Source organism: Exiguobacterium sp. s64, assembly GCF_018618035.1.
Lineage (GTDB): Bacteria > Bacillota > Bacilli > Exiguobacteriales > Exiguobacteriaceae > Exiguobacterium > Exiguobacterium mexicanum_A.
The window spans coordinates 398,431-421,054 of record NZ_JACSLH010000002.1 but is presented as its reverse complement, the minus strand read 5'-3'; the positions used below and the strand labels follow the sequence as shown (position 1 = coordinate 421,054).

At 52.4% G+C, this 22,624-nt stretch carries 21 protein-coding genes; 17 read left to right on the top strand and 4 right to left on the bottom strand.

What is annotated here, in order from left to right; all coding sequences use genetic code 11:
* Positions 1–57 precede the first annotated feature (57 nt).
* From KNP64_RS05725 to KNP64_RS05715, 3 genes are all read left to right on the top strand, one after another.
* Positions 58–945, top strand: coding sequence for a class I SAM-dependent methyltransferase (locus KNP64_RS05725; RefSeq protein ID WP_034778248.1), 888 nt, complete (start codon positions 58–60; stop codon positions 943–945).
* 126 nt (positions 946–1,071) lie between these two features.
* Positions 1,072–2,283 carry an acetate kinase gene (locus KNP64_RS05720; RefSeq protein ID WP_214763255.1) on the top strand — a complete coding sequence of 404 codons (1,212 nt, stop codon included), beginning with the start codon at positions 1,072–1,074 and terminating at the stop codon, positions 2,281–2,283.
* Positions 2,284–2,714: 431 nt separating this feature from the next.
* Positions 2,715–3,311 carry a 3D domain-containing protein gene (locus KNP64_RS05715; RefSeq protein ID WP_034778247.1) on the top strand — a complete coding sequence of 199 codons (597 nt, stop codon included), beginning with the start codon at positions 2,715–2,717 and terminating at the stop codon, positions 3,309–3,311.
* Positions 3,312–3,363: 52 nt separating this feature from the next.
* Here the strand turns inward: KNP64_RS05715 and KNP64_RS05710 are convergent, their stop codons facing one another.
* Positions 3,364–3,801 (bottom strand): universal stress protein, encoded by a 438-nt coding sequence (locus KNP64_RS05710; RefSeq protein WP_021065608.1) that lies wholly within the window; start codon positions 3,799–3,801, stop codon positions 3,364–3,366.
* A 183-nt stretch (positions 3,802–3,984) separates the two neighbouring features.
* On the opposite strand from KNP64_RS05710, the gene KNP64_RS05705 reads away from it, so the two are divergent.
* Complete coding sequence (locus KNP64_RS05705) at positions 3,985–4,710, top strand: SDR family oxidoreductase (RefSeq protein WP_138859187.1); 726 nt, start codon at positions 3,985–3,987, stop codon at positions 4,708–4,710.
* A gap of 12 nt (positions 4,711–4,722) precedes the next feature.
* Entirely contained in the window at positions 4,723–5,445 is a 723-nt protein-coding gene (locus KNP64_RS05700) for a metallophosphoesterase family protein (protein ID WP_214791834.1), read from the top strand.
* A 44-nt stretch (positions 5,446–5,489) separates the two neighbouring features.
* On the opposite strand, the gene KNP64_RS05695 is transcribed toward KNP64_RS05700, so the two are convergent.
* The gene (locus KNP64_RS05695) at positions 5,490–6,587 is read right to left on the bottom strand and encodes a M24 family metallopeptidase (RefSeq protein ID WP_214791836.1); all 1,098 of its coding nucleotides are present in this window, start codon (positions 6,585–6,587) and stop codon (positions 5,490–5,492) included.
* A gap of 161 nt (positions 6,588–6,748) precedes the next feature.
* Here KNP64_RS05695 and KNP64_RS05690 point away from each other — a divergent pair, with 161 nt between their 5' ends.
* Positions 6,749–8,059, top strand: a complete 1,311-nt coding sequence (locus KNP64_RS05690; protein WP_034778238.1) for a DRTGG domain-containing protein — start codon at positions 6,749–6,751, stop codon at positions 8,057–8,059.
* 46 nt (positions 8,060–8,105) lie between these two features.
* Here KNP64_RS05690 and KNP64_RS05685 read toward each other — a convergent pair whose 3' ends face one another.
* Positions 8,106–8,420: a YtpI family protein gene (locus tag KNP64_RS05685; protein ID WP_233004412.1), complete on the bottom strand. Its 315-nt coding sequence runs from the start codon at positions 8,418–8,420 to the stop codon at positions 8,106–8,108.
* 77 nt (positions 8,421–8,497) lie between these two features.
* On the opposite strand from KNP64_RS05685, the gene KNP64_RS05680 reads away from it, so the two are divergent.
* On the top strand, positions 8,498–9,463 hold the full coding sequence (locus tag KNP64_RS05680; RefSeq protein ID WP_214791838.1) for a DHH family phosphoesterase: 966 nt from the start codon (positions 8,498–8,500) through the stop codon (positions 9,461–9,463).
* An 18-nt stretch (positions 9,464–9,481) separates the two neighbouring features.
* Here the strand turns inward: KNP64_RS05680 and KNP64_RS05675 are convergent, their stop codons facing one another.
* The gene (locus KNP64_RS05675) at positions 9,482–9,673 is read right to left on the bottom strand and encodes a YtzJ family protein (protein WP_034778236.1); all 192 of its coding nucleotides are present in this window, start codon (positions 9,671–9,673) and stop codon (positions 9,482–9,484) included.
* A gap of 103 nt (positions 9,674–9,776) precedes the next feature.
* Between KNP64_RS05675 and dnaE the strand changes: the two genes are divergently transcribed.
* The 10 genes from dnaE (at position 9,777) to mdh (ending at position 22,523) form a co-directional block, all read left to right on the top strand.
* Positions 9,777–12,947 (top strand): DNA polymerase III subunit alpha, encoded by a 3,171-nt coding sequence (dnaE, locus tag KNP64_RS05670; protein ID WP_214763252.1) that lies wholly within the window; start codon positions 9,777–9,779, stop codon positions 12,945–12,947.
* Positions 12,948–13,022: 75 nt separating this feature from the next.
* Positions 13,023–13,577, top strand: a complete 555-nt coding sequence (locus KNP64_RS05665; protein WP_034778231.1) for a FadR/GntR family transcriptional regulator — start codon at positions 13,023–13,025, stop codon at positions 13,575–13,577.
* 14 nt (positions 13,578–13,591) lie between these two features.
* Positions 13,592–14,446: an acetyl-CoA carboxylase, carboxyltransferase subunit beta gene (gene accD, locus KNP64_RS05660; RefSeq protein ID WP_214763251.1), complete on the top strand. Its 855-nt coding sequence runs from the start codon at positions 13,592–13,594 to the stop codon at positions 14,444–14,446.
* Positions 14,439–15,374: an acetyl-CoA carboxylase carboxyltransferase subunit alpha gene (locus tag KNP64_RS05655; RefSeq protein ID WP_138859193.1), complete on the top strand. Its 936-nt coding sequence runs from the start codon at positions 14,439–14,441 to the stop codon at positions 15,372–15,374. Before accD ends, KNP64_RS05655 begins: the two co-directional genes overlap by 8 nt.
* 160 nt (positions 15,375–15,534) lie before the next feature.
* Positions 15,535–16,503 carry a 6-phosphofructokinase gene (gene pfkA, locus KNP64_RS05650; RefSeq protein WP_214706362.1) on the top strand — a complete coding sequence of 323 codons (969 nt, stop codon included), beginning with the start codon at positions 15,535–15,537 and terminating at the stop codon, positions 16,501–16,503.
* A 95-nt stretch (positions 16,504–16,598) separates the two neighbouring features.
* Positions 16,599–18,341: a pyruvate kinase gene (pyk, locus tag KNP64_RS05645; RefSeq protein ID WP_138859194.1), complete on the top strand. Its 1,743-nt coding sequence runs from the start codon at positions 16,599–16,601 to the stop codon at positions 18,339–18,341.
* A 66-nt stretch (positions 18,342–18,407) separates the two neighbouring features.
* Positions 18,408–18,872, top strand: a complete 465-nt coding sequence (locus KNP64_RS05640) for a DUF441 domain-containing protein (RefSeq protein ID WP_214711711.1) — start codon at positions 18,408–18,410, stop codon at positions 18,870–18,872.
* Positions 18,873–19,057: 185 nt separating this feature from the next.
* Positions 19,058–20,170, top strand: coding sequence for a citrate synthase (gene citZ, locus KNP64_RS05635; protein ID WP_034778221.1), 1,113 nt, complete (start codon positions 19,058–19,060; stop codon positions 20,168–20,170).
* 118 nt (positions 20,171–20,288) lie between these two features.
* Entirely contained in the window at positions 20,289–21,557 is a 1,269-nt protein-coding gene (icd, locus tag KNP64_RS05630) for an NADP-dependent isocitrate dehydrogenase (RefSeq protein ID WP_214792096.1), read from the top strand.
* A gap of 30 nt (positions 21,558–21,587) precedes the next feature.
* Positions 21,588–22,523, top strand: coding sequence for a malate dehydrogenase (gene mdh, locus KNP64_RS05625; protein ID WP_138859196.1), 936 nt, complete (start codon positions 21,588–21,590; stop codon positions 22,521–22,523).
* Positions 22,524–22,624: the final 101 nt, after the last annotated feature.

Below are 22,624 nucleotides of genomic sequence, written 5' to 3'. Positions count from 1 at the left end.
GTGAACCGACCGGCTCTCCATCAGAGGGCCGGTTTTGTATGGAAAGGATGATCGAAGATGGAACGATTTGAACAATTGTATCGGGATTGGAAGAAAGAGGCGAAGAAGCTGACGACCGACCTTGATTTGTTACCGCTCGAGGCGTTGATTGAAGTATTTGAACGGGTCGATGTCGAACAAGAGAAGACGGATGATGTCCGCAAAGCCGTCAGTCTGCTCGTGCTCGAGGAGACGACGACACTCCCGCCGAACCACCAACCGACACCGGACGCTGTCAGCCTGTTCATCGGGTACTTGGCAACGAAGCTCGTCAAAGACGGGGCGAGCGTGCTCGAACTTGGAAGCGGGACGGGGACACTCGTGCATGCCGTGTTGACACAATTGAAAGACGCCACCGCACAAGCCGTCGAAGTCGATGAGACGATGCTACGTCTGTCTTACGCGATCAGTAACTTACTCGGGAAACCGGTGTCGTATTTCCACCAGGACGCGCTTGCACCGTTGTTCGTCGAGCCGAGCGATTTAGCGCTCGTCGATTTGCCGATCGGCTACTATCCGAACGATGAGGTGGCGTCAGGCTACGCCTTAAAACGTGAGGAAGGCCATTCCTATTCCCACTTCTTGTTGATCGAACAAGCGATGCGCCACCTGAAACCGGGCGCGCATGGCATCTTCGTCATCCCGAACAATTTGTTTGAACAGGATGACGAAGGGAAATTAAAACAGTGGATGGACCGTGAGGCCGTCGTCAAAGGAGTTCTGCAACTCCCGACGACGATGTTCAAAGATGAGCGATATGCGAAGAGCCTATTGATGTTACAAAAGCTCGGGGAAGGCGTCAAACGCCCGAAACAAGCGCTCCTCGTCGAATTGCCGTCGTTCACGGACGTACGTGCGGTTGCCAATATTGTGAAACAGATTGACGATTGGTTTAAAACAACATAATTTTTATTGGGCAAAAGACTTGAAAAACATATGCCATATCAAGTATCTTCATTATGATACAGTTATCGGTTTTTAAGAGAACAGATAAAGACTCGTGTTTAAATCGAAAGGTAAGAGGTGTATGACATGACAAAAATTATGGCAGTCAACGCAGGTAGTTCGTCATTAAAGTTCCAGCTTCTCGAGATGCCATCTGAGAAAATACTCGCCGTCGGGCTCGTCGAGCGTGTCGGAAAAGAAGATGCGATCTTCACGATTAAATATGGCGAAGGACAAAAGTTCCATATCGTCACGCCGCTTCATTCACATAAAGAAGCGGTCGAGCTCTCGCTCGAAAAATTGATCGACCTTGATATCATCCGATCGTTCGATGAAATCGCAGGCGTCGGTCACCGTGTGCTTCACGGAAAAGAGTTGTACGCGGATTCGGTCGTCATCGACGATGAAGTCATGAAGAACATCGAATCGTTCGTCGAACTCGGACCGCTCCACATCCCGCCAAACTTAACGGGGATTCGTGCGTTCCAAACGATTTTACCGAACGTACCGCAAGTCGCGGTCTTCGACACGGCGTTCCACCAGTCGATGCCGGAAGAGAACTTCTTGTACAGCCTTCCGTACGAGTACTACACGGAGCACGGCGTCCGGAAGTACGGTTTCCACGGAACGAGCCACAAGTACGTCACGCAACGTGCGGCAGAGCTTCTCGGTCGTCCGCTTGAAGACCTTCGTTTAATCTCGTGCCACCTCGGTAGCGGTGCATCAATCGCAGCGGTTGCCGGCGGTCGTTCGATTGACACGACGATGGGCTTCACGCCACTCGAAGGAATCACGATGGGCACACGTTCAGGATCACTTGACCCGGCTCTCATCCCGTTCTTGATGCAAAAGACAGGCAAGTCGGCTGAAGATGTATTGAACGTCATGAACAAAGAGTCAGGCGTCTACGGTCTCTCGGGTATCTCGAGTGACTTGCGTGACATCGAGCAAGCTGCTGCTGAAGGCAACCACCGTGCCGAAGTCTCGCTCAAAATCTTCTCGAACCGCATCCACGGTTATATCGGTCAATATGCGGCAGAGATGAACGGTGTCGATGCGATCATCTTCACAGCTGGTGTCGGAGAAAACTCTGACGTCATCCGTGAGCGCATCCTTCGTGGCCTTGAGTTCATGGGCGTCTACTGGGATCCATCACTCAACAACGGAGCACGCGGTAAAGAGTTGTTCATCAACTACCCGCACTCACCAGTCAAAGTCATCATCATCCCAACGAACGAAGAGTTGGTCATCGCACGCGATACCGTACGCATCGCCAACCTCTTTGAGTCACACGTTTAAGTTATTACAAAGTCCGTCCCGCAACCTTGCGAGACGGACTTTTTTAGTGCTTTTGACGCATGAAAAGGGAAGGGATTGTGACAATGGACCGAATGAATCCATCTCGTTTGTAACATTCGACGTAAGAAAAGCAGGTTTTCGTAATAGTTCAGATATATTAATTCCTTTAAATGGGAATTAATATGACAAAAACTAAAGATTATTATTAAAACCGTCATCTTTCTTTAAAGGATGGCGGTTTTGTAATCTAACCGTAACTTTGATGACACTTAAATGAATTTTAGTTGTAAACGCACGTCGTCATGTTTCGTCATATAGTTATCTGGACGAAACATTCAGCAATAAACGCGAAATGTGACAGTGAATACGGCACCACAGATTCGACACCATGAACTTACAACTCACAAACCGACTAGGAGAGGACAAACCACATGCTCAAAAAAATTGGAACGGTCTTACTACTGACGGTCATGACACTCGCTATGCTCTTACCACAACAACAACAAGTTGAGGCATCTTCAAAAGTTTACGTTCAAAGCCAAGTCAACGGATTGAACGTCCGCTCGGCAGGTTCACTCAACGGAAAAGTCATCGGCAAAATCAACAAAGGACAACAATTACAGCGTACCGGCTCAAAAGGGGCTTGGATTCGCGTCAACTACAAAGGCAAAGCAGGTTGGATCGCTACTAAATACTTACGCACCGTGAAAAAGACGGTCGCGAAGGCTAGTGTGAAAACATATACGATGAACGCATCGGCTTACACACCGTATTGCAAAGGGTGTTCAGGTGTGACGGCATTAGGCTGGAACGTCCGGGCCCAAAAACGCAACGTCGTCGCTGTCGATCCGCGCGTCATCCCGCTCGGTAAGAAAGTACAAGTGTACGTCGGCGGGAAGTTGATGGGCACATACACAGCGGCCGATACAGGCGGCGCCATCAAAGGCAACAAAATCGACATCTTGATGTACTCACAAAGTGCGGCCCTCAACTTCGGTCGTAAGACAGTAACTGTCAAAGTATTATAATCAGGCATACGAAAGGGCCATCGCATTTGCGATGGCCCTTTTGTGAATCATGTTATTGGCGGACGATGAGAACGTCACACTTCGAATAGCGAACGATGCTTTCAGAGACGCTACCGATGAAGAAGCGTTCGACGGCGTTCAAGCCGGTCGCTCCACAGATGATGAGGTCAATGTCGTGATTCGGTGCGATTTTTTTAGCGATCGTCACTTTCGGAGAGCCGTACTCGATGACCGTCTCGACTTCTTTGACACCACGTTCTTTCGCGCGATTGACGTAGTCCTCGAGCAATTCCTTCGCATACGTTTCAGCACGCTCGGTAATCGTCCGGTCATATGCTTCGACCGTGGCGAACGTCCGTGTATCGATGACGTGACCGATATACAGCTTGCCATCGTTTCGAAGGGCGACGTCGATTGCTGTTTCAAATGCGCGTTCCGCCTCTTTCGAGCCGTCGACGGCAGATAGAATATGTTTGTAGACAATTGCCATGTAAATCCCAACCTTTCGCTTGAAATGTACGTGCGGCTTACATGTATAGTATACCACTTCTGCCTAAATTCACGCCCGGTTCTTTCAGAAATGTGTGAAAGATTCACAACTTTCTCACTGAACAGGTTGAAGTTTGGAAATGAGCAGACGGAACGGGTAAGATGATACAGAGGAGGGATGACGATGAAACACGTAGTCATCACGGCCGGTGCGAAAGGGATCGGCCGCATTGTGACGGAACGACTGTTAGAAGAAGGTTGGCACGTCAGCGTATTGCAACGGAAGCCGATCGATTGGAACCACGAGCGGTTACATATGATCGAGACGCCGTTGACGGACCGCCAGGCCGTCTTGAGTGCCTATGAAGAGGCGGTGGCCAAGTTCGGAGAACCGGATGCGCTCATCTTGAATGCCGGGCCATATATCTTTGAACGGAAATGTCTCGTCGACTTGTCTGACGAGGAATGGGACGAGGTGATCACGGGTAACTTGTCAGCCTCGTTTTGGTTGATGCGCCGAGCCATCCCGAGCATGCGGTCGAAACAGTTCGGCCGCATCATCACGTACGGCTTCCCGGAAAGTGCGACGGCACCAGGCTGGATTCACCGGTCGGCGTTCGCGGCAGCGAAAACGGGACTTGTCAGTTTGACGAAATCGGTCGCGCTTGAAGAGGCGGCCTACGGCATCACGGCCAATATGATCAATCCAGGCAATATTGTCGGGGCACAAAAAGAGATGCGAATCGAAGCGGCCGAACCGGATGACCAGACACCGGTCGGCCGTCACGGGACAGGTGAAGATATCGCGCGAATGATTCTGTTCTTGCTCGCTCACGATTCTGACATGGTCACGGGTGCTGTCATTGATGTGACCGGCGGTGTCAACGTCGTCCATCAATACCGGAAATAAGGAGGGGTCTGCATGAAGTTGGCCATATTGACCGATATCCATGGCAACGTCCAAGCGCTCGATGCGGTGCTTGCCGAACTGGACCGGCAACGGATCGATCAAATCTGGAGTTTAGGGGACATGATTGCGATGGGACCCGATTCGAACGAAGTGATGGCGCGACTGCTCGACCGCGGCGTGCACATGATTACGGGCAACCATGACGAGGCCGTGTTGTCGCTCATGGCTGGGACAGGGCATCCCGAAAGCTACGCACACACGCGCCCGCATCATGAGTGGGTGGCGCGTACGTTGAAACCTGCCTATGTGGAGGCGCTCTTCAAGCTGCCGCGCACGATTGAACGTGTTGTCGAAGGGACTCGCGTATACGGCATCCATTACCATATCCCGACCGAGAAACGGGAGACGCCGATCACCGAGGAACCGTTCCACGACATCGTCGAGGCGACACTTTCGAACATGCAGTCGCTTTACGCGGCGTATGAGGCGGATGTCATCTGCTTCGGGCATCATCATCCGGAGCACATGTTTCGGGATGACTTGAAACATTACTTCAATCCGGGAGCGCTCGGTGTCGCCCGTGACGACTTGGCCCGTTACGGCATCCTCGAGTGGGGTGAGGCCGGCTTCTCGATTCACCCACAAGCCGTGCCGTATGACAAACGCTCGTTCCTTGAGACGATGGAACGCCGTGACGTGCCACAACGAGACGTCATGTTCCGACTCTTTTATTGACCGTGAAAAAGACCAGCCGCGCGCGGCTGGTCTTTCTTTGTGACTCAATCGATTTCTTGGAGCGTTTTCGGATAACTCGTCAATAGAATCGGGCCACTCTCGGTCATGACGATGTCGTCCTCGATGCGGACGCCGCCGACGCCAGGGAGATAAATCCCCGGTTCGACGGTGAACGTCATCCCGACTTGGGCCGTCATGTCGTTATTGGCGGCCATTGACGGGAATTCGTGTACTTCGATGCCGATACCGTGTCCGACACGATGCGTGAAGTATTCCCCGTAGCCGGCCGTCGTGATGACTTGACGGGCCGCGATATCGATCGAGCCGAGCGTCGTCCCGACGTTCGCCATCTCGATCGCAGCTTCTTCGGCCTTGAGGACGGTCTCGTAAATCTCTCGTTGTTTCGTGCTCGCTTCTCCATAGACGACGGTGCGAGTGATGTCAGAGGCGTATCCTTGCCAAATGACACCGAGGTCGAACAAAGCGAAATCGCCTTTCTTCAAGCGATTGTTGCCGGGTACACCGTGCGGGTCGGCGCTATTCTCACCGAACAACACAAGTGTGTCGAACGACATCTCCCGGACGCCGTGCTTCTTCATCGCATACTCGATTTCCGCGATGACCTCGAGCTCGGTCACGCCTTCACGCAATGCGCGAATCCCTGCCTCGATTCCCATATCGGCGAGTTCGGCGGCGCGCTTCATCAAGCGGACCTCGTCCGGTGACTTGATCATGCGAAGTGCCTGCAACTCTTCCGTCAAGTCGATGATTGACAGTCCCGCGAAACCGGCGCGGAGTTGCTCGGCGCGATTGTACGTCAAATGCTCGCCTTCTACTCCGATTCGCTCGGGGATGATCTGTTGGTCGAGGAACAGTTTGACGACTTTGTCCCATGGGTTTTCATGATCCATGTACGTGACGATATCGCCGTTCCACTCGCTCGCTTCGACGATTCCTTTTTCAAGTGCTGGACAGACGATCGCGGTCGTGCCGTTCTTCAAGACAAGAATGGCGATGAGCCGCTCATGAGCCTCGGCGTATACTCCTGAAAAGTAGAAGACCGATGCTTTCGATGTGACGAAAGCGGCGTCTAACCCTTTCGTGGCCAAAGATTGTGCAATATGGTTGGTTCGTTGATTCAACTCGTTTCCCTTCCTTCTCGTTCATTGGCGTTCTTTCTCATTATAACGTTTTCCAAAACGGAAAGGAAATGTCACCATTTCAGTAGTACAGTTTGAAGAAGAACGACTGATACAGTATACTGAGGATGACAGAAAATGTATTGAGGAAAGGGACTCGTGACATGACAACAAAACATGAACAGATCATAGCACATATCGAGTCGCTCGATGTCGGGTCCAAAATTTCGGTCCGCCAAATCGCAAAAGAGTTGGCGGTATCAGAAGGAACGGCGTATCGGGCCATCAAAGAAGCAGAGAACTTAGGATTTGTGTCGACGATCGAACGGGTCGGGACGATCCGGATCAAGCGTAAGCACAAAGAGAATATCGAAAAACTGACGTTCGCTGAAGTCGTCAATATCGTGGACGGACAAGTGCTCGGCGGCCGTGACGGGCTGCATAAGACGCTCTCGAAGTTCGTCATCGGGGCGATGAAGCTCGAAGCGATGATGCGTTACATCGATGTCGACTCGCTCGTCATCATCGGAAACCGGGAAAAGGCGCATGAGCTCGTGCTCCAGTCTGGCGGTGCCGTCTTGATCACAGGTGGATTCGATACGACCGACGAAGTGAAGCGGATGGCGGATAAATACCACATGCCGGTCATCTCGACTTCCTATGATAGTTTCACCGTCGCGACGATGATCAACCGTGCCATCTATGACCGTTTAATCAAAAAAGAGATTCTACTCGTATCGGATATCGTCATTCCGCTCCACGACACGTTCTATTTAAAAGTGGACGATACGGTCAAACGTTGGCACGAGCTCAATGAACGGACGAAACATAATCGCTATCCCGTCATCGACGAACAGATGAAAGTCGTCGGGGTCATCACGGCGAAAGACTTGATTGACCGCCCGCATGACACCGAAATCGAGAAAGTGATGACGAAGAGCCCAATCACGGTCGGCGTTCAGACAAGCGTCACCAATGCCGCCCATCAAATGGTATGGGAAGGTATCGAGATGTTGCCGGTTGTCGACAACTACGGCCGTCTGCTCGGAATCATCAGCCGCCAAGACGTCTTGAAGGCGCTCCAACTCGCCAACCGCCAACCGCAAGTCGGCGAGACGTTCGACAATATGATCACGAACCAATTGAAAGAAGATCCGAACTCGAACGGGACCGCGTTCACCGTCGAGGTCGCGCCGCAAATGACGAGCCACATGGGGACGGCGTCGTCAGGTGTCTTGACGACGTTACTTGTCGAAGGGGCGACCCGGAGTCTGCGTCATATGAAAAAAGGCGACCTCGTCGTCGAGAATATCACGGTCTATTTCATGAAACCGATTCAAATCGAGAGCCAAATCCGAGTCTCGGCCAATGTGTTCGACCTTGGCCGGAAGTTCGGGAAAGTCGACGTCGAGATGACGCAAGGCACGCAACTCGTTGCCAAAGCGCTCGTTACGGCGCAATTGATCGACCGTTAACTAAAAAAACGAGCTGATGATGTCATCAGCTCGTTTCTGTCTGCCCTTATGCTTGTTTGATCGGCTCTTCGTTCGCGAGCGGATAGATTTTACGGTACCGGATGAACCCGACGACGGCATTGCCTAGCCCTAGGACGAGCATGGCGATGCTGACGATCCAACCGATCGTCGAGCCGAGCCCGAGGCCGCCGATCATTTGGTTGACGGCGAAAAGTGCGAGGAACAGGCTCAACCAGATGAGCGCTTGCGTGTTAAAGAGCGCTTTCCGGTATGGTGTCTTCGTCAAATAGGCGCGTCGTTTAGAAACGAAATAGGCACCTAACGAAAACAAAATGAGTCCGATCATAATTAATTGACCCAAGTGAAGAAACCCCTTTCAGACGTGTAATCTGTTATCATCATACCATAGAATAGTGTTCAAGAAAGCGAGGAATGGCGATGGCACACTGGCCAGAGGCAGCAACGATATTGAAATTGATTGAAGCGGCGGATACGATCATGATCCACCGACACGTCCGTCCTGACCCTGACGCGCTCGGCAGTCAGCTAGGGTTGAAGCGGATGTTAGAGGTCGCTTATCCGGAAAAACGGATTTACGTCGTCGGCGGCATAGTCCACGACTTAGAATTTTTAGGCAAGATGGAGCATGTTGAAGCCGACATGTACAAAGACGCGCTCGTCATCGTGCTCGACACGGCTAACCACGAACGAATCGATGGGCCGCACGCCTTGACAGGCAAGACGGTCGTCAAAATCGATCACCACCCTGATGAGGACGCGTATGCGACCCATCAAATCGTCGACACGACGGTCAGTTCGACGTCGGAGATGATTGCTGAACTTGCGGGAATCTGGGGGCTTGCCCTTGACGAGGCGTCCGCATTCTTGTTGTTCGCCGGGATTGTCGGCGACACGGGACGGTTCCAGTTCCGCAATGCGACGCCGCGCACGTTTGAGGTCGCCGCCGAATTGATCAACTACGGCATCGATACGAATCGGTTGTATCGTCAAATGTATAAGACGAACTTGGCGACGTTACAACTCCAAGGCTATGTGCTTCAAAACGTCAACGTGACAGAAGCGGGTGTCGGCTACGTCAAAATCGATGCGGACGTCTTGCGGACGTTCCACGCGACACCGGAAGCGGCATCGTTGCTCGTCAACAGTTTCTCAGGACTCGAAGGATTGAAGTGCTGGGTCATGTTCGTCGAGAACAAAGATGAGATTCGGGTGCGAATCCGTTCGAAAGGGCCGGTTATCAATGAAGTGGCGAAACGCTATCGCGGTGGCGGCCATCCGATGGCAGCCGGTGCCACGATTGATACATGGGAAGAGATGGACGAAGTGATTGCGGCACTTGATGAAGTCGCGGCACCGTTCACGTTCGAAACAGAAGAGAGCTGACCCGTTGGTCAGCTCTCTTCAGCTTTTGTCCTGATCTTGTGGGATGAACCATGTGCCGCGGTCGGTCACGTCCTCGACGACGTCGAGTTGATACTCGGCGATATAGCGGCGGAGTCGGTCGATAATCTCCGGGCTATCGGCGAAGACGGTCTGGCCGTTCTGTAAATTTTCGAGCTTGTCACGTGCGATTTTGCCCCGATTAATAATCATACGGTTTATACCCCCTTTTAGGAGAAGTTTTGTCTATAATTATTGTATCAGACAAGTGCCGGAATGAGTTTGACAATTGTGAAAAAAAGAAAGGGGGGATCTTGTGATCCACTTGAATGTACGATCGGCTTTTAGTTTGATGCAGAGCACGATTCGACTTGAACAATACGTCGCGCTGATGGCTGAGAGAGGGAGTCGGGCCGTCGCGCTCGCTGACGATGCATTATACGGCTTGCCGCAGTTCGTCCGATTGTGCGAACGCTATGCGGTCAAACCTGTCATCGGGTTGCGGACCACGTTGCGGATGGACGGGTTTGACGTGTCTGTCCTCGTCTACGCGTTGACCGAGGAGCAGTTGCCGGAACTGTATCGCCTTGTGCAGGCCGATGGAGTGACCGAGACGACCGAACTGGCGGTAGTCGTCTTACCGGAGAATTGGAAGACGAACGACCCAGTTCACCGCAGGCGCTTGTATAACCATCTGCTCGGTTACGTGAACGAGGAGAAACTATGGCTCGGATTGCCGGCGCCCCAAACGACGGAGCAGACGTTGATGCTCAGACAGCTCCGCGAGATGCGGGAGGAGCTCGGCACGAAGCTCGTGCCGGCCCCCGAGACGTGTTACATGCGCCCAGAAGATTTCGAGGCGTATCGTGCCATCGTCGCCATCGGCGAAGGAGAGCTCATCTCGCAAGAAGACGTTCACCAGAAAGGGAAATACGTCCGCCTACCGAGTGAGATGAACGATTGGTTTGAACCGATCGAACTCGAGGCACTCGACCGATTCGAATCTCTCGTGTCCGTCACTCGGTTGCCGCAAGCGACAACATCCATCCCAGAATTCGAAGGTGCCATCGACCGGTTGAAGCGACTCGTTGCCGACCGCTTAAAGGCGCTCGACCTATTCCAAGAAGATTATATTGAACGGGCCCGCTATGAACTCGATATCATCGCGCGGACGGGTTTCGCCTCTTACTTCCTCATCGTCGAGGATATCGTTCGCTATGCGAAGGAACAAGGGATCGAGGTCGGTCCGGGTCGTGGTTCCGCGGCCGGGTCGCTCGTCAGTTTCGCGCTTCACATCACCGAGGTCGACCCAGTCCGGTTCGGTCTCTTGTTCGAACGATTTTTGAATCCGGAACGAATCACGATGCCGGATATCGACTTGGACTTCGAGGATGAACGACGCGATGAGGTCGTTCGCTACGTGTTGGAGAAGTATGGTGAAAACCATGCGGCCCAAATCGGTACGCTCGCCACGTTCGGTGCAAAGGCGGCGTTACGGGATGTCGCGCGGGCGCTCGGTCTGACGCTTGAAGAAGGACAAGCGGCCAGCAAACAAGTAAAAGATGACGGGCTGGCCGGGATTTTGGCCAACCCTTCGAAAGTGAAATGGTTCGCCGGCAGTCAAAAGCGCTCGCAGCTCTTGAAAATCGCCTCCGAGTTGGAAGGGTTACCGCGTCAAGCTTCGGTCCATGCGGCCGGACTTGTGCTCAGCCGGGAGGCACTTGATGCGATCACACCGTTGCAGCCGACGACAGGGGAGCAAGTGACCCAATATAATATGAAGGATCTCGAAGCGCTCGGTCTGTTGAAAATCGATTTGCTCGGCCTGCGCAACTTGACGAGGCTCCGGCAGATGGAGGCGTTGATTCGGGAGACGGATGAACTGTTCTCGTTGAAGACGATCCCATTGAATGACGCCAAGACGTTCCGCGTGCTCGCCCGGGGTGACACGGATGGGATTTTCCAATTTGAGTCGGAAGGGATGAAACAAGCGCTTCGGCAAGTGAAGCCGACCGAGTTCGAGGATATCGTTGTCACGATGTCGCTCTATCGTCCGGGGCCGATGCAGTTCATCGATACGTATGCGAAGCGCAAGCATGGGATGCCTTATCAAGCGGTCCATCCGGTCGTCGGCGACATCATGCGAACGACGAACGGTGTGCTCGTTTATCAGGAACAAGTCATGCGCTTGTTGCGGGAGCTCGCGGGGTATTCATACGCCGAGGCGGATTTGATACGCCGCGCCATCGCTAAAAAAGACGTGGCAGCGATTGACGTCGAGAAAGCGCGCTTCTTAGAACGTTCGTCGGAGCGGTTCGACAGTGACTCGATGCGGCAAGTGTTCTCGTGGATCGAGAAGTTCGCAGGTTACGGCTTCAACCGTTCCCACGCCGTCGCCTACAGTTTGATCAGTTACCGTCTAGCTTATGTGAAGGCGCACTTTGAACGGATCTTCTACCTCGTGACGTACGACAAGACGAATCAGCTCGTCCGCATGTTGCGGAAAGGGAAAATTCCTGTCTATCCGCCCGACGTTCTGCACGGCCAAGCCGCCGCCTTTTTAGAAGGACCCGGCGTGCGCCTCGGACTGAAGGCGGTCCAAGGGTTGACGAAACGCGATGTCGAGCGGTTGATTGAGCATCATGCCGAGTTCACGGATGTGAAGCGTCTGCTTGAACTCATGGACTGGGGAACGAAAGACCATATGAAACTGCGACGCCTGCTCGGTGCTGGGGCGTTGGATCGGATGTACCACGGTGAGCGTCGACGTGCCTTTGAAGCGGTCGAACGGCTTCGCGAGGAGACGGAGACGCATCTGCTCCCGGATGAGTTGTCCGCGCTCGGATTAAAACGATCCGCGCCGATTGAGCCGAATTGGTCCGAGGAAGAACGAGAGGCGCTCGGGACGTGGATCGTCCATTCGCCATTGACGACGGTCGCGCCGCTCTCGATCGAGACGGTGACGATTGATGAAGTGCTCCATGGCGAACGCGGATTCATCGTCGTCTATGTGGACGCGATTCGTACGTTCAAGACGAAGAAGAACGAAGAGATGGGTGTCGTCATGGTCGATGACGGTGTGTCGCAAGATGAGGTCGTCATCTTCCCACGGGTGTTCGCGCAATTTTCGCGCTCGCTTTACGTCGGGAACGTCCTCTTGCTCGAGGTGCATCCAAATGAACGGGACGGACGGCGTCAACTCGTCGTCGAGCGGGTCCGGCCGCTCCATGGACAAGCGCTCTTTGTCCGGCTGCGTTTGGAGTCGTTCGCCGACCTCGAAGAGTTGCTCCATACGTCCAAAGGGGATGTGCCGGTTATTTGTCGGTTCTCGGATTCAAAGGAAGTGAAGCAACTTGCCTCGGCGTATGCGGTCAATCCGACGGAGTCATTGCTCTTGGCGTTGAAACAACGGTTTGGTGAAACGGATGTCGTGTTGAAGCGGGTCGACTCGAAATTGCCCGGTACGAAAACTAGTACCAAGTCATAAAAAGTGGTATAATCTAATCAATTGGTCTGACCACTTTAGAGAAAATGCCATCTAAAAAGGGAGTTGAACGGTCAGATGCATGGAAAACACGCATCCTCATTTCACGAAAATATTTCTAAAATTAGAACGTTGATCGTCCAAGCCTCACTCGAGCCAGGCGACCGTCTCCCGTCAGAACGGGAACTCGCCGAGACCCTATCCATCAGCCGTGCCTCGGTCCGTGAAGCGTTACGGGCACTCAGCTTCCTTGGAATCGTTGAGACGAGACATGGCGGCGGCACGTTTTTATGTGAGCAAGATCGCCATCGATATATTGAGATTTTGTCAGAGTTTATCGTCACGAAACAGACGAAGGCGTCGGACATTGTCGATATGTTGCGACTGCTCGAACGCTTGGCGTTGACGGAAGTCGAACCGACCCCGGAACGCATCGCGTTGCTCGAGGGGAGTGTGGAGACGGACCGTGCCTTCCGGCAGCATCTCATCTTCGGATTGAAGAATGAACTGTTCATTCGAATTTGGAGTGAAGTAAACCGATTTTATGACGGGACGGACGCGGGCGACTTGTATACTGAAGATGAACGTAGACGATTGTTGGAGATGTGGCGTGAGGCGGGGATGCCGGAATGAACGAGGGGGAAGCGATGACTGCTTTTTTCAAGAAACCGAAACGATATATGCCTTTGCGTCAACGAGAACCAAAAATTGACGCACCACAAGGCTTGATGACAAAATGTCCATCCTGTAAATATATGCATTACACGAAACAGTTAAACGAAAATCATAAAGTGTGTGATTGCGGCTACCATTTCCCGCTCAGTGCAGATGAGCGGATTCACATGTTGGTCGACGGTCAATCGTTTGAAAAATTTGCGGGACCGATCGTCAAAGAGAACCCGCTTGATTTTCCAGATTATGAAGATAAATTGAAAAAAGACAGGGAGCGAACTGGGATTGAAGAAGCCATCGTCTGTGGCCGCGCCACGATCGATGGGCTCCCAGTCGTCGTCTGCGTCATGGATGCCCGCTTCCGTATGGGATCGATGGGGGGGTATGTCGGAGAAGCGATCGCCTCGGCCGTCCGGACCGCGACGAAAGAACGATTGCCGGTCGTCCTGTTCACCGCTTCAGGCGGAGCGCGCATGCAAGAAGGCATGGTCAGCTTGATGCAGATGGCCAATACGTCGATTGCGTTGAAACAACATGACGAGGCCGGCCTCTTGTACGTCGCCTACTTGACGCACCCGACGACAGGTGGCGTATCAGCCAGTTTCGCGATGCTCGGGGATGTGAACGTCGCCGAACCTGGGGCGTTGATCGGCTTCGCCGGGCGCCGCATCATCGAACAGACGATTCGTGAGAAATTGCCAGACAACTTTCAAACTGCCGAGTTCTTGTTAGAAGCGGGGCAACTGGACGCCGTCGTTCACCGTGAACAGATGCGTTCGTTCTTGAAAAAGATGATCGAGTTACACGGCGGGGAGGTCCATCATGTTTGATCCAATCAAAGAAGTAAACGAACAGCTCGGGAAGCTGCGCGAGACGGCAGAGACGAAAGGCATCGACTTATCTCGAGAAATCCGTCATCTTGAAGCAAAGCTTCATCGATTAGAAAAAGACATTTATGGGAATATGAAACCGTGGGATCGCGTGCAACTGGCGCGTAACCCGAAACGGCCGACGACGCTCGATTATATCACCCAACTGTTTCCAGATTTCATCGAGTTGCACGGTGACCGTCACGGCTATGATGATGCTGCCATCGTAACGGGATTGGCAACACTCGACGGGAAAGCGGTGACGATTATCGGCCATCAACGAGGTCGTAATACGAAAGAGAACATGAAACGTAACTTTGGGATGCCGCATCCAGAAGGCTATCGCAAAGCGCTTCGCTTTATGAAGCAAGCGGAAAAGTTCAATCGTCCTGTCATCACGTTCATCGATACGAAAGGCGCTTATCCTGGGAAAGCCGCCGAAGAGCGTGGACAAAGCGAGGCGATTGCACGCAACTTGTTCGAGATGGCGACGTTGAAAGTGCCGATTATCTCGATCGTCATCGGAGAAGGCGGATCGGGCGGAGCGCTCGGGATTGGTGTCTGTGACCGTCTGCTCATGTTAGAGAACAGCACGTACTCGGTCATTTCACCGGAAGGCGCCGCCGCGCTCTTATGGAAAGACGCGAAGCTTGCAGAACGCGCAGCGGAAACGATGAAGATCACAGCACAAGATTTGCTGAATCTAGGGATTGTCGATGAAGTCGTCACCGAGGTATTCGGCGGCGCCCACATCGATGTGTCATTACAGTCATCACTCTTAAAGCCTGTATTAGCACAACACATGACGGAGTTGCGAGGCCGGACTCAAAATGAGTTGTTGCAAGGGCGGGCCGCCAAATATCATCAAATTGGCACAATTGGCTCGTGAAAACGTTAACAACCGCTTCATGTTCACGTTCATCCACTCACGAGATGACTGATTTTGAGCACACCCCATGCTTTTTTTTCACATACTTGTGTTGTAAAACAAAGGTCAGACATGGTATTTTATTTTCAGATTTCGTTAAAACACATAAGAGGTGAGTGACGTGAATTTAAAACGTATTGCGGTATTGACAAGTGGGGGAGACGCCCCTGGAATGAACGCTGCAGTCCGTGCCGTGACCCGAAAAGCAATTTTCGAAGGTCTAGAAGTGTACGGTGTGTATAACGGCTATCAAGGTCTAATCGAAGGAGATCTTGTCGAATTGAACCTCGGTTCGGTCGGCGATATCATTCAACGCGGAGGAACATTCTTACGTTCGGCCCGTTGCCCTGAGTTTAGAACGGAAGAGGGTCGTGCGAAAGCGGTCGAGCAGTTGAAGAAATTCGACATCGACGCGCTCGTAGTAATTGGTGGAGACGGTTCATACCGTGGCGCCCAAAAGTTGACAGAACTCGGTTTCCCAACAATTGGTCTGCCGGGAACGATCGACAACGATATCCCGGGTACAGATGCGACAATCGGATTCGACACAGCGCTCAACACGGCGCTTGACGCGATTGACAAAATCCGTGACACGGCGTCGTCGCATGAACGGACGTATGTCATTGAAGTGATGGGCCGTGACGCAGGTGATATCGCACTTTATGCCGGTCTTGCCGGTGGTGCCGAGTCAATCCTTGTCCCAGAACGTCCAGAAGACTTGAGTGCGATCGTGGAACGCATCAACCATGGTGTGGCTCGCGGTAAGAAACACTCGATCGTCGTCGTCGCTGAAGGCGCCGGCAGTGCGGAAGAGATCGGAAAAATGATCGCTGAGAAGACAAACTCAGATACACGCGTGACGATTCTTGGACACATTCAACGTGGCGGTTCCCCGACTGCTGCGGACCGCGTGCTTGCGAGCCGCATGGGTGCTTACGCTGTCGAGATTTTACTCGAAGGCAAGGCAGGACGTGTCGTCGGTATTCGTGCCGGTAAGATGATAGATCTCGATATCGACGAAGCGCTCGACCACAACAAGCACACGCTCGATATGCAGTTGATCGATCTTTCGAACCAACTTTCGATTTAACGAGTACCAGTGAACTCCACAGAGACGGGATCAGGTCGGTTGACCCCCCGTTTTCTGTGTGTAAATGTAATACATCCCCTAGGAGGTTTTTATTTATGCGTAGAACGAAAATTGTATGTACGATTGGACCAGCTTCAGAGAAACGTCTTCCGGAAATGATTGAAGCCGGTATGAACGTCGCCCGTCTCAACTTCTCACACGGTGACTATGAAGAGCACGGCGCACGTATCCGCGACATCCGCGAAGCAGCAAAAGCTGCCGGCAAAGTCGTGACGGTTCTTCTTGACACGAAAGGTCCTGAAATCCGTACACATACGTTTGAAGACGGAAAAGCACTCCTCGAAAAAGGCAAAGAAGTCATCATCGTCTCGACAGAAGAAATCGTCGGAACGAAAGATCGTTTCTCGGTCACGTACGAAGGTCTCTACGAAGACGTTGAAGTCGGGTCACGCATCATGCTCGATGACGGACTCATCGGTCTCCTTGTCGTTGAGAAGCTCCCGAACCGTGATCTTCGCTGCGTCATCGAAAACGAAGGCGTTATCAAGACGAAGAAAGGTGTCAACTTGCCTAACGTCAAGGTAAACCTTCCTGCCCTTACAGACAAAGACATCGCCGACATCGAGTTCGGGATTTCACAAGACATCGATGTCATCGCGGCATCGTTCGTCCGCCGTGCGTCTGACGTCGTTGAGATTCGTCAACTTCTTGAACGCAACAACGCGTCACACATCAAAATCTATCCGAAAATCGAGAACCAAGAAGGTGTCGACAATATCGACGAAATCTTGGCGATTTCTGACGGTTTGATGGTCGCTCGTGGTGACCTCGGAATCGAGATCCCAACGGAAGAAGTCACACCAGTTCAAAAAGAATTGATCAAGAAGTGTAACGACCTCGGGAAACCGGTCATCACGGCTACACAAATGCTTGATTCAATGCAACGCAACCCGCGTCCAACACGTGCGGAAGCATCTGACGTTGCCAACGCCATCCTCGATGGTACGGATGCGGTCATGCTTTCAGGTGAGACGGCAGCAGGGGACTACCCAATCGAGTCAGTTCAAATGCAAGCAGCAATCGCTGTTCGTACTGAGCAAATGCTCGACTACAAAAACTTGCTCAAAGATCGTCAGAAGCGCAGTGAGCACACGGTCACGGATGCAATCTCACAAGCGGTTGCCCACACGGCAATCAACTTGAACGCAAAAGCGATCTTGACACCGACACAATCAGGTTACACGGCTGCTCGTACAGCGAAGTATCGTCCAGAGGCGAACATCATCGCGGTCACAGAGTCAGAGCGTGTGGCACGTCAATTGAACCTCGTTTGGGGCGTGTACCCGATCGTCGCTGACACGATGCCGAACAACACGGATGAGATGTTGGTACAAGCTTCAGAAGCGGCTCGTCACGCTGGATTCGTCACAGATGGTGACCTCGTCGTCATCTCGGCAGGTATTCCGGCTGCGACTGCGGGTACGACAAACATGATGAAAGTTCATATCGTCGGTCACGCCCTCGCAAACGGACGCGGGATCGGTGAGCGCGGTCTCGTCGGTGAAGTCGTCATTGCGAACAATGCAGACGAAGCGAATGCGAAAGCGAAAGACGGCATGATCCTCGTCGCACCATTCACAGATAAAGAAATGATGCCAGCGATTGAAAAAGCGGCTGGAATCATCACTGAAGACGGCGGATTGACGAGCCATGCTGGTATCGTCGGACCATCACTCCGTAAACCGGTCATCGTCGGTGTCGAATCAGCGACATCAACGTTCCGTGACGGACAGATGATTTCGATCGACCCACTTACTGGTAAAATCTACAACGCGTAATCGAATGCCAATCGAACCGACTCTCTCATGAGTCGGTTCTTTTTCCATTCAGAAAGAGAGACTATGATGAGTGCGTATTTATTTTTATTGTTGCTCGTGTTGATCGGCGTCATTGCCCATAACCAATCGATCATCATCGCCAGCAGCGTCCTATTGATTATTAAAGCAATCGGATTCGGTGATCAACTGTTTCCGACGCTCGCCTCAAAAGGCATCCATTGGGGCGTGACGATTATCACGATTGCCGTGCTCGTCCCGATTGCGACCGGTGACATCGGGTTTAGGGAATTGTGGAATAGTATTAAAGGGCCGGTCGGCATCATCGCTTTCGGCTCAGGAATCTTCGTCGCGCTCGCCGCGGCCCAAGGCGTTCAACTGATGCGAGTGGACCCAGTCGTGACGACGGCACTCCTCGCGGGCACTATCCTAGCCGTCGGTTTTATGAAAGGCGTGCCGGTTGGACCGCTGATTGGAGCCGGGATCGCCGCTTTGATTTTAGGTGGATTTAGCCTGTTAGAAAAATGGTTCTGACATTTTTTGACGGTTGGATACGCTTACATTTCTTTTTTTCAGTAAATTGTTTATACTAGATAAAGGACAGGGTGGAGCGAGCTCGAAACGGATTGGGGAAAGTGTTCGACTTCCCGCCCTTATTCCCTACACAACAGACTGTATGATGCGGTCGATCACTTTTAAAGACTGAGGGGGAGTTATTGATGTCAACGACAAAAGGATTAGAAGGAATTGTGGCAGCGGCCTCAAAAGTCAGTTCGATCATCGACGGACAATTGACTTACGGAGGATACACAATCGACGATTTGGCGGACCACGCCACTTTTGAAGAGGTTGTTTTCCTATTATGGAACGACCGTCTTCCAAAAGCAGATGAATTAACTGAGCTCTCTGAAGCGCTCGTGAAAGAAGCCAAATTACCAGAAGAAGTCATCGCGACGCTCGAACGGGCGCCGAAATCGGCCAATGCGATGGCGACGATTCGGACGGCCCTTTCACAGCTCGCGCTTTATGATGAAGAGGCTGAAGATATGAGTACAGAAGCGAACATGCGCAAAGCGATTCGTCTCCAAGCTCAAATTGCGACGATTGTAACGGCGTTCGCTCGTCTTCGTAAAGGCGAACAACCGGTTGCGCCGAAACCTGGCTTGTCGTATGCGGCCAATTTCCTATACATGTTGAACGGAGAAGAACCAAGTGAGGTAGCCGAGAAAACGATTGATAAGGCACTCATCCTTCACGCCGACCATGAATTGAACGCTTCGACGTTCACGGCCCGCGTCTGCGTTGCCACGTTGTCTGATATTTACTCAGGCGTGACGGCAGCGATGGGAGCGCTCAAAGGCCCGCTTCACGGCGGTGCGAATGAGGCGGTCATGAAAATGCTCCACGAGATTGGTTCGGTCGACAAAGTCGAAGACTACGTTCGCGGCAAGTTCGAGCGTCGTGAGAAAATCATGGGCTTCGGTCACCGTGTCTATAAGGACGGCGACCCGCGTGCGAAACATTTGAAAGAGATGAGCCGCCAACTGACGGCCCAAATCGGCGAGCCGGAATGGTACGAGATGTCTGAGAAGATCGATCACCTCGTCGAGACAGAGAAAGGATTGAAGCCGAACGTTGATTTCTATTCAGCATCGACTTATTATGCGCTCGGTCTCGATGAAGAGTTGTTCACACCGATTTTCGCCGTCTCACGCATGTCGGGCTGGATCGCCCACATTCTCGAACAGTATGCGGACAACCGCTTAATTCGTCCGCGCGCCGAGTACGTTGGCGAGACGAACCGGTCATACGTCCCGGTGAATGAGCGTTAATTGACGCGACACGAGAAGATCGAGTCACAATTTAGACATAAACTTTGGTAAACTAACAATTGACGTAGGTCGGCGTTCGCGTCGGCCTACATAAATGTACTTAGGGGGATTCATTATGTTGACACAAAACGAAAAAATCACAGTTGAAAACGGTGTATTAAACGTACCGAACGTACCGACGATTCCATTTATCATCGGTGACGGCACAGGACCAGACATCTGGAACGCATCGGTGCGCGTCTTTGATGCGGCTGTCGAAAAAGCATACGGCGGCGAGAAGAAAATCGAATGGATGGAAGTGTACGCTGGGGAGAAGGCCTTCAACCAAAAAGGCGAATGGCTTCCAAACGAGACACTTGATCAAATCCGTGAATATTTGATTGCCATCAAAGGTCCATTGACGACACCGGTCGGCGGCGGAATTCGTTCACTCAACGTAGCACTCCGTCAAGAACTTGACTTGTACACGTGCTTGCGTCCGGTCCGTTACTTCACAGGCGTCCCATCACCGGTCAAGCGCCCAGAAGATACAGACATGGTCATTTTCCGTGAGAACACAGAAGATATCTACGCTGGGATTGAGTACGCGTCAGGCAGCGACGAAGTGAAAAAATTGATCTCATTCTTAAAAGAAGAGATGAACGTCAACAAAATCCGTTTCCCAGAAACGTCTGGAATCGGCATCAAACCGATCTCGTCTGAAGGAACAAAACGCCTTGTTCGCGCGGCTCTCGAGTACGCGATCGCGAACAACCGTAAATCGCTCACGCTCGTCCATAAAGGGAACATCATGAAGTTCACAGAAGGCGCCTTCAAAAACTGGGGTTATGAGCTCGCAGAAGAAGAATACGGCGACAAAGTCTTCACATGGGCACAGTACGACCGCATCAAAGAAGAGTCAGGCGAAGCGGCTGCAAACGAAGCTCAATCGAAAGCAGAAGCGGAAGGCAAAATCATCGTAAAAGATTCGATCGCCGATATCTTCTTGCAACAGATTTTGACACGTCCACGTGAATTCGATGTCGTGGCAACGATGAACTTGAACGGGGACTACATCTCGGATGCACTCGCTGCCCAAGTCGGCGGAATCGGGATCGCGCCAGGAGCGAACATCAACTACGTGACGGGCCATGCGATCTTTGAAGCGACACACGGTACGGCACCAAAATATGCCGGCCTCGACAAGGTCAACCCGTCATCAGTCATCTTGTCTGGTGAAATGATGCTTCGTCATATGAACTGGAACGAAGCGGCTGACCTCATCATCAACTCGATGGAGAAGACGATTGCCTCGAAAGTCGTCACATACGATTTCGCCCGCCTTATGGACGGCGCGACAGAAGTGAAGTGTTCAGAGTTTGCGGATGAATTAATTAAAAACTTGTAAGACATCAGCTAAACCAAGGGGGAGAGCACAATGATTCGTCGCAATAAAATCTCGGTGATCGGTAGCGGATTCACGGGGGCCACGACGGCACTGTATTTGGCTCAAAAAGAACTCGGTAACGTCGTGCTGCTCGATATCAAAGAGAACGAGAACCCGACGAAAGGAAAAGCGCTCGATATGCAAGAGACGGCGCCGATTCAAGGGTTTGACTCGTGGATCACGGGGACGTCGGATTACGCCGACACGGCGGATTCGGATATCGTCGTCATCACAGCGGGAATCGCGCGCAAGCCTGGCATGAGCCGGGACGACCTCGTCTCGACGAACGCCAAAGTGATGCGGGCGGTCACGAAAGAAGTGGCCCGCTACTCACCGAATGCGATTATCATCGTCTTGACGAACCCGGTCGATGCGATGACGTATGCCGCCTTCAAAGAGTCAGGCTTCCCGAAAGAGCGCGTGATCGGTCAATCCGGTGTGCTTGATACGGCCCGGTTCCGGACGTTCGTCGCTGCGGAGTTGAATATCTCCGTGAAGGACGTCTCTGGATTCGTGCTCGGCGGGCACGGGGATGACATGGTCCCGCTCATTCGTTACTCGTACGCGGGAGGCATCCCACTCGAGAAGCTATTGCCGAGCGACCGAATCGATGCGATCGTCAATCGGACCCGTAAAGGTGGCGGCGAAATCGTCCAGCTACTCGGGAACGGATCGGCCTACTATGCGCCGGCAGCGGCCATCGTCGAGATGGTCGAAGCGATTTTGAAAGATCAACGACGTATTTTACCGGCCATCGCGTATCTCGACGGTGAGTACGGCTTCCACGACTTGTATCTCGGTGTCCCGACGATACTTGGCGCGAACGGGATTGAACGTGTGCTCGAACTTGAATTGACGGAAGAGGAGACGGCCGCGCTTGAGCGCTCGGCTGAATCGGTCCGCTCCGTCTTGAACGTCCTTAACTGATTCGTCACCTCGTCTGCTGAGCAGGCGAGGTTTTTTGTACGCTTGGTTTTTGAGGGTCGCGTGCTACACTGAAAGAAGAACGTGGATTTGTTTTGTTTTTG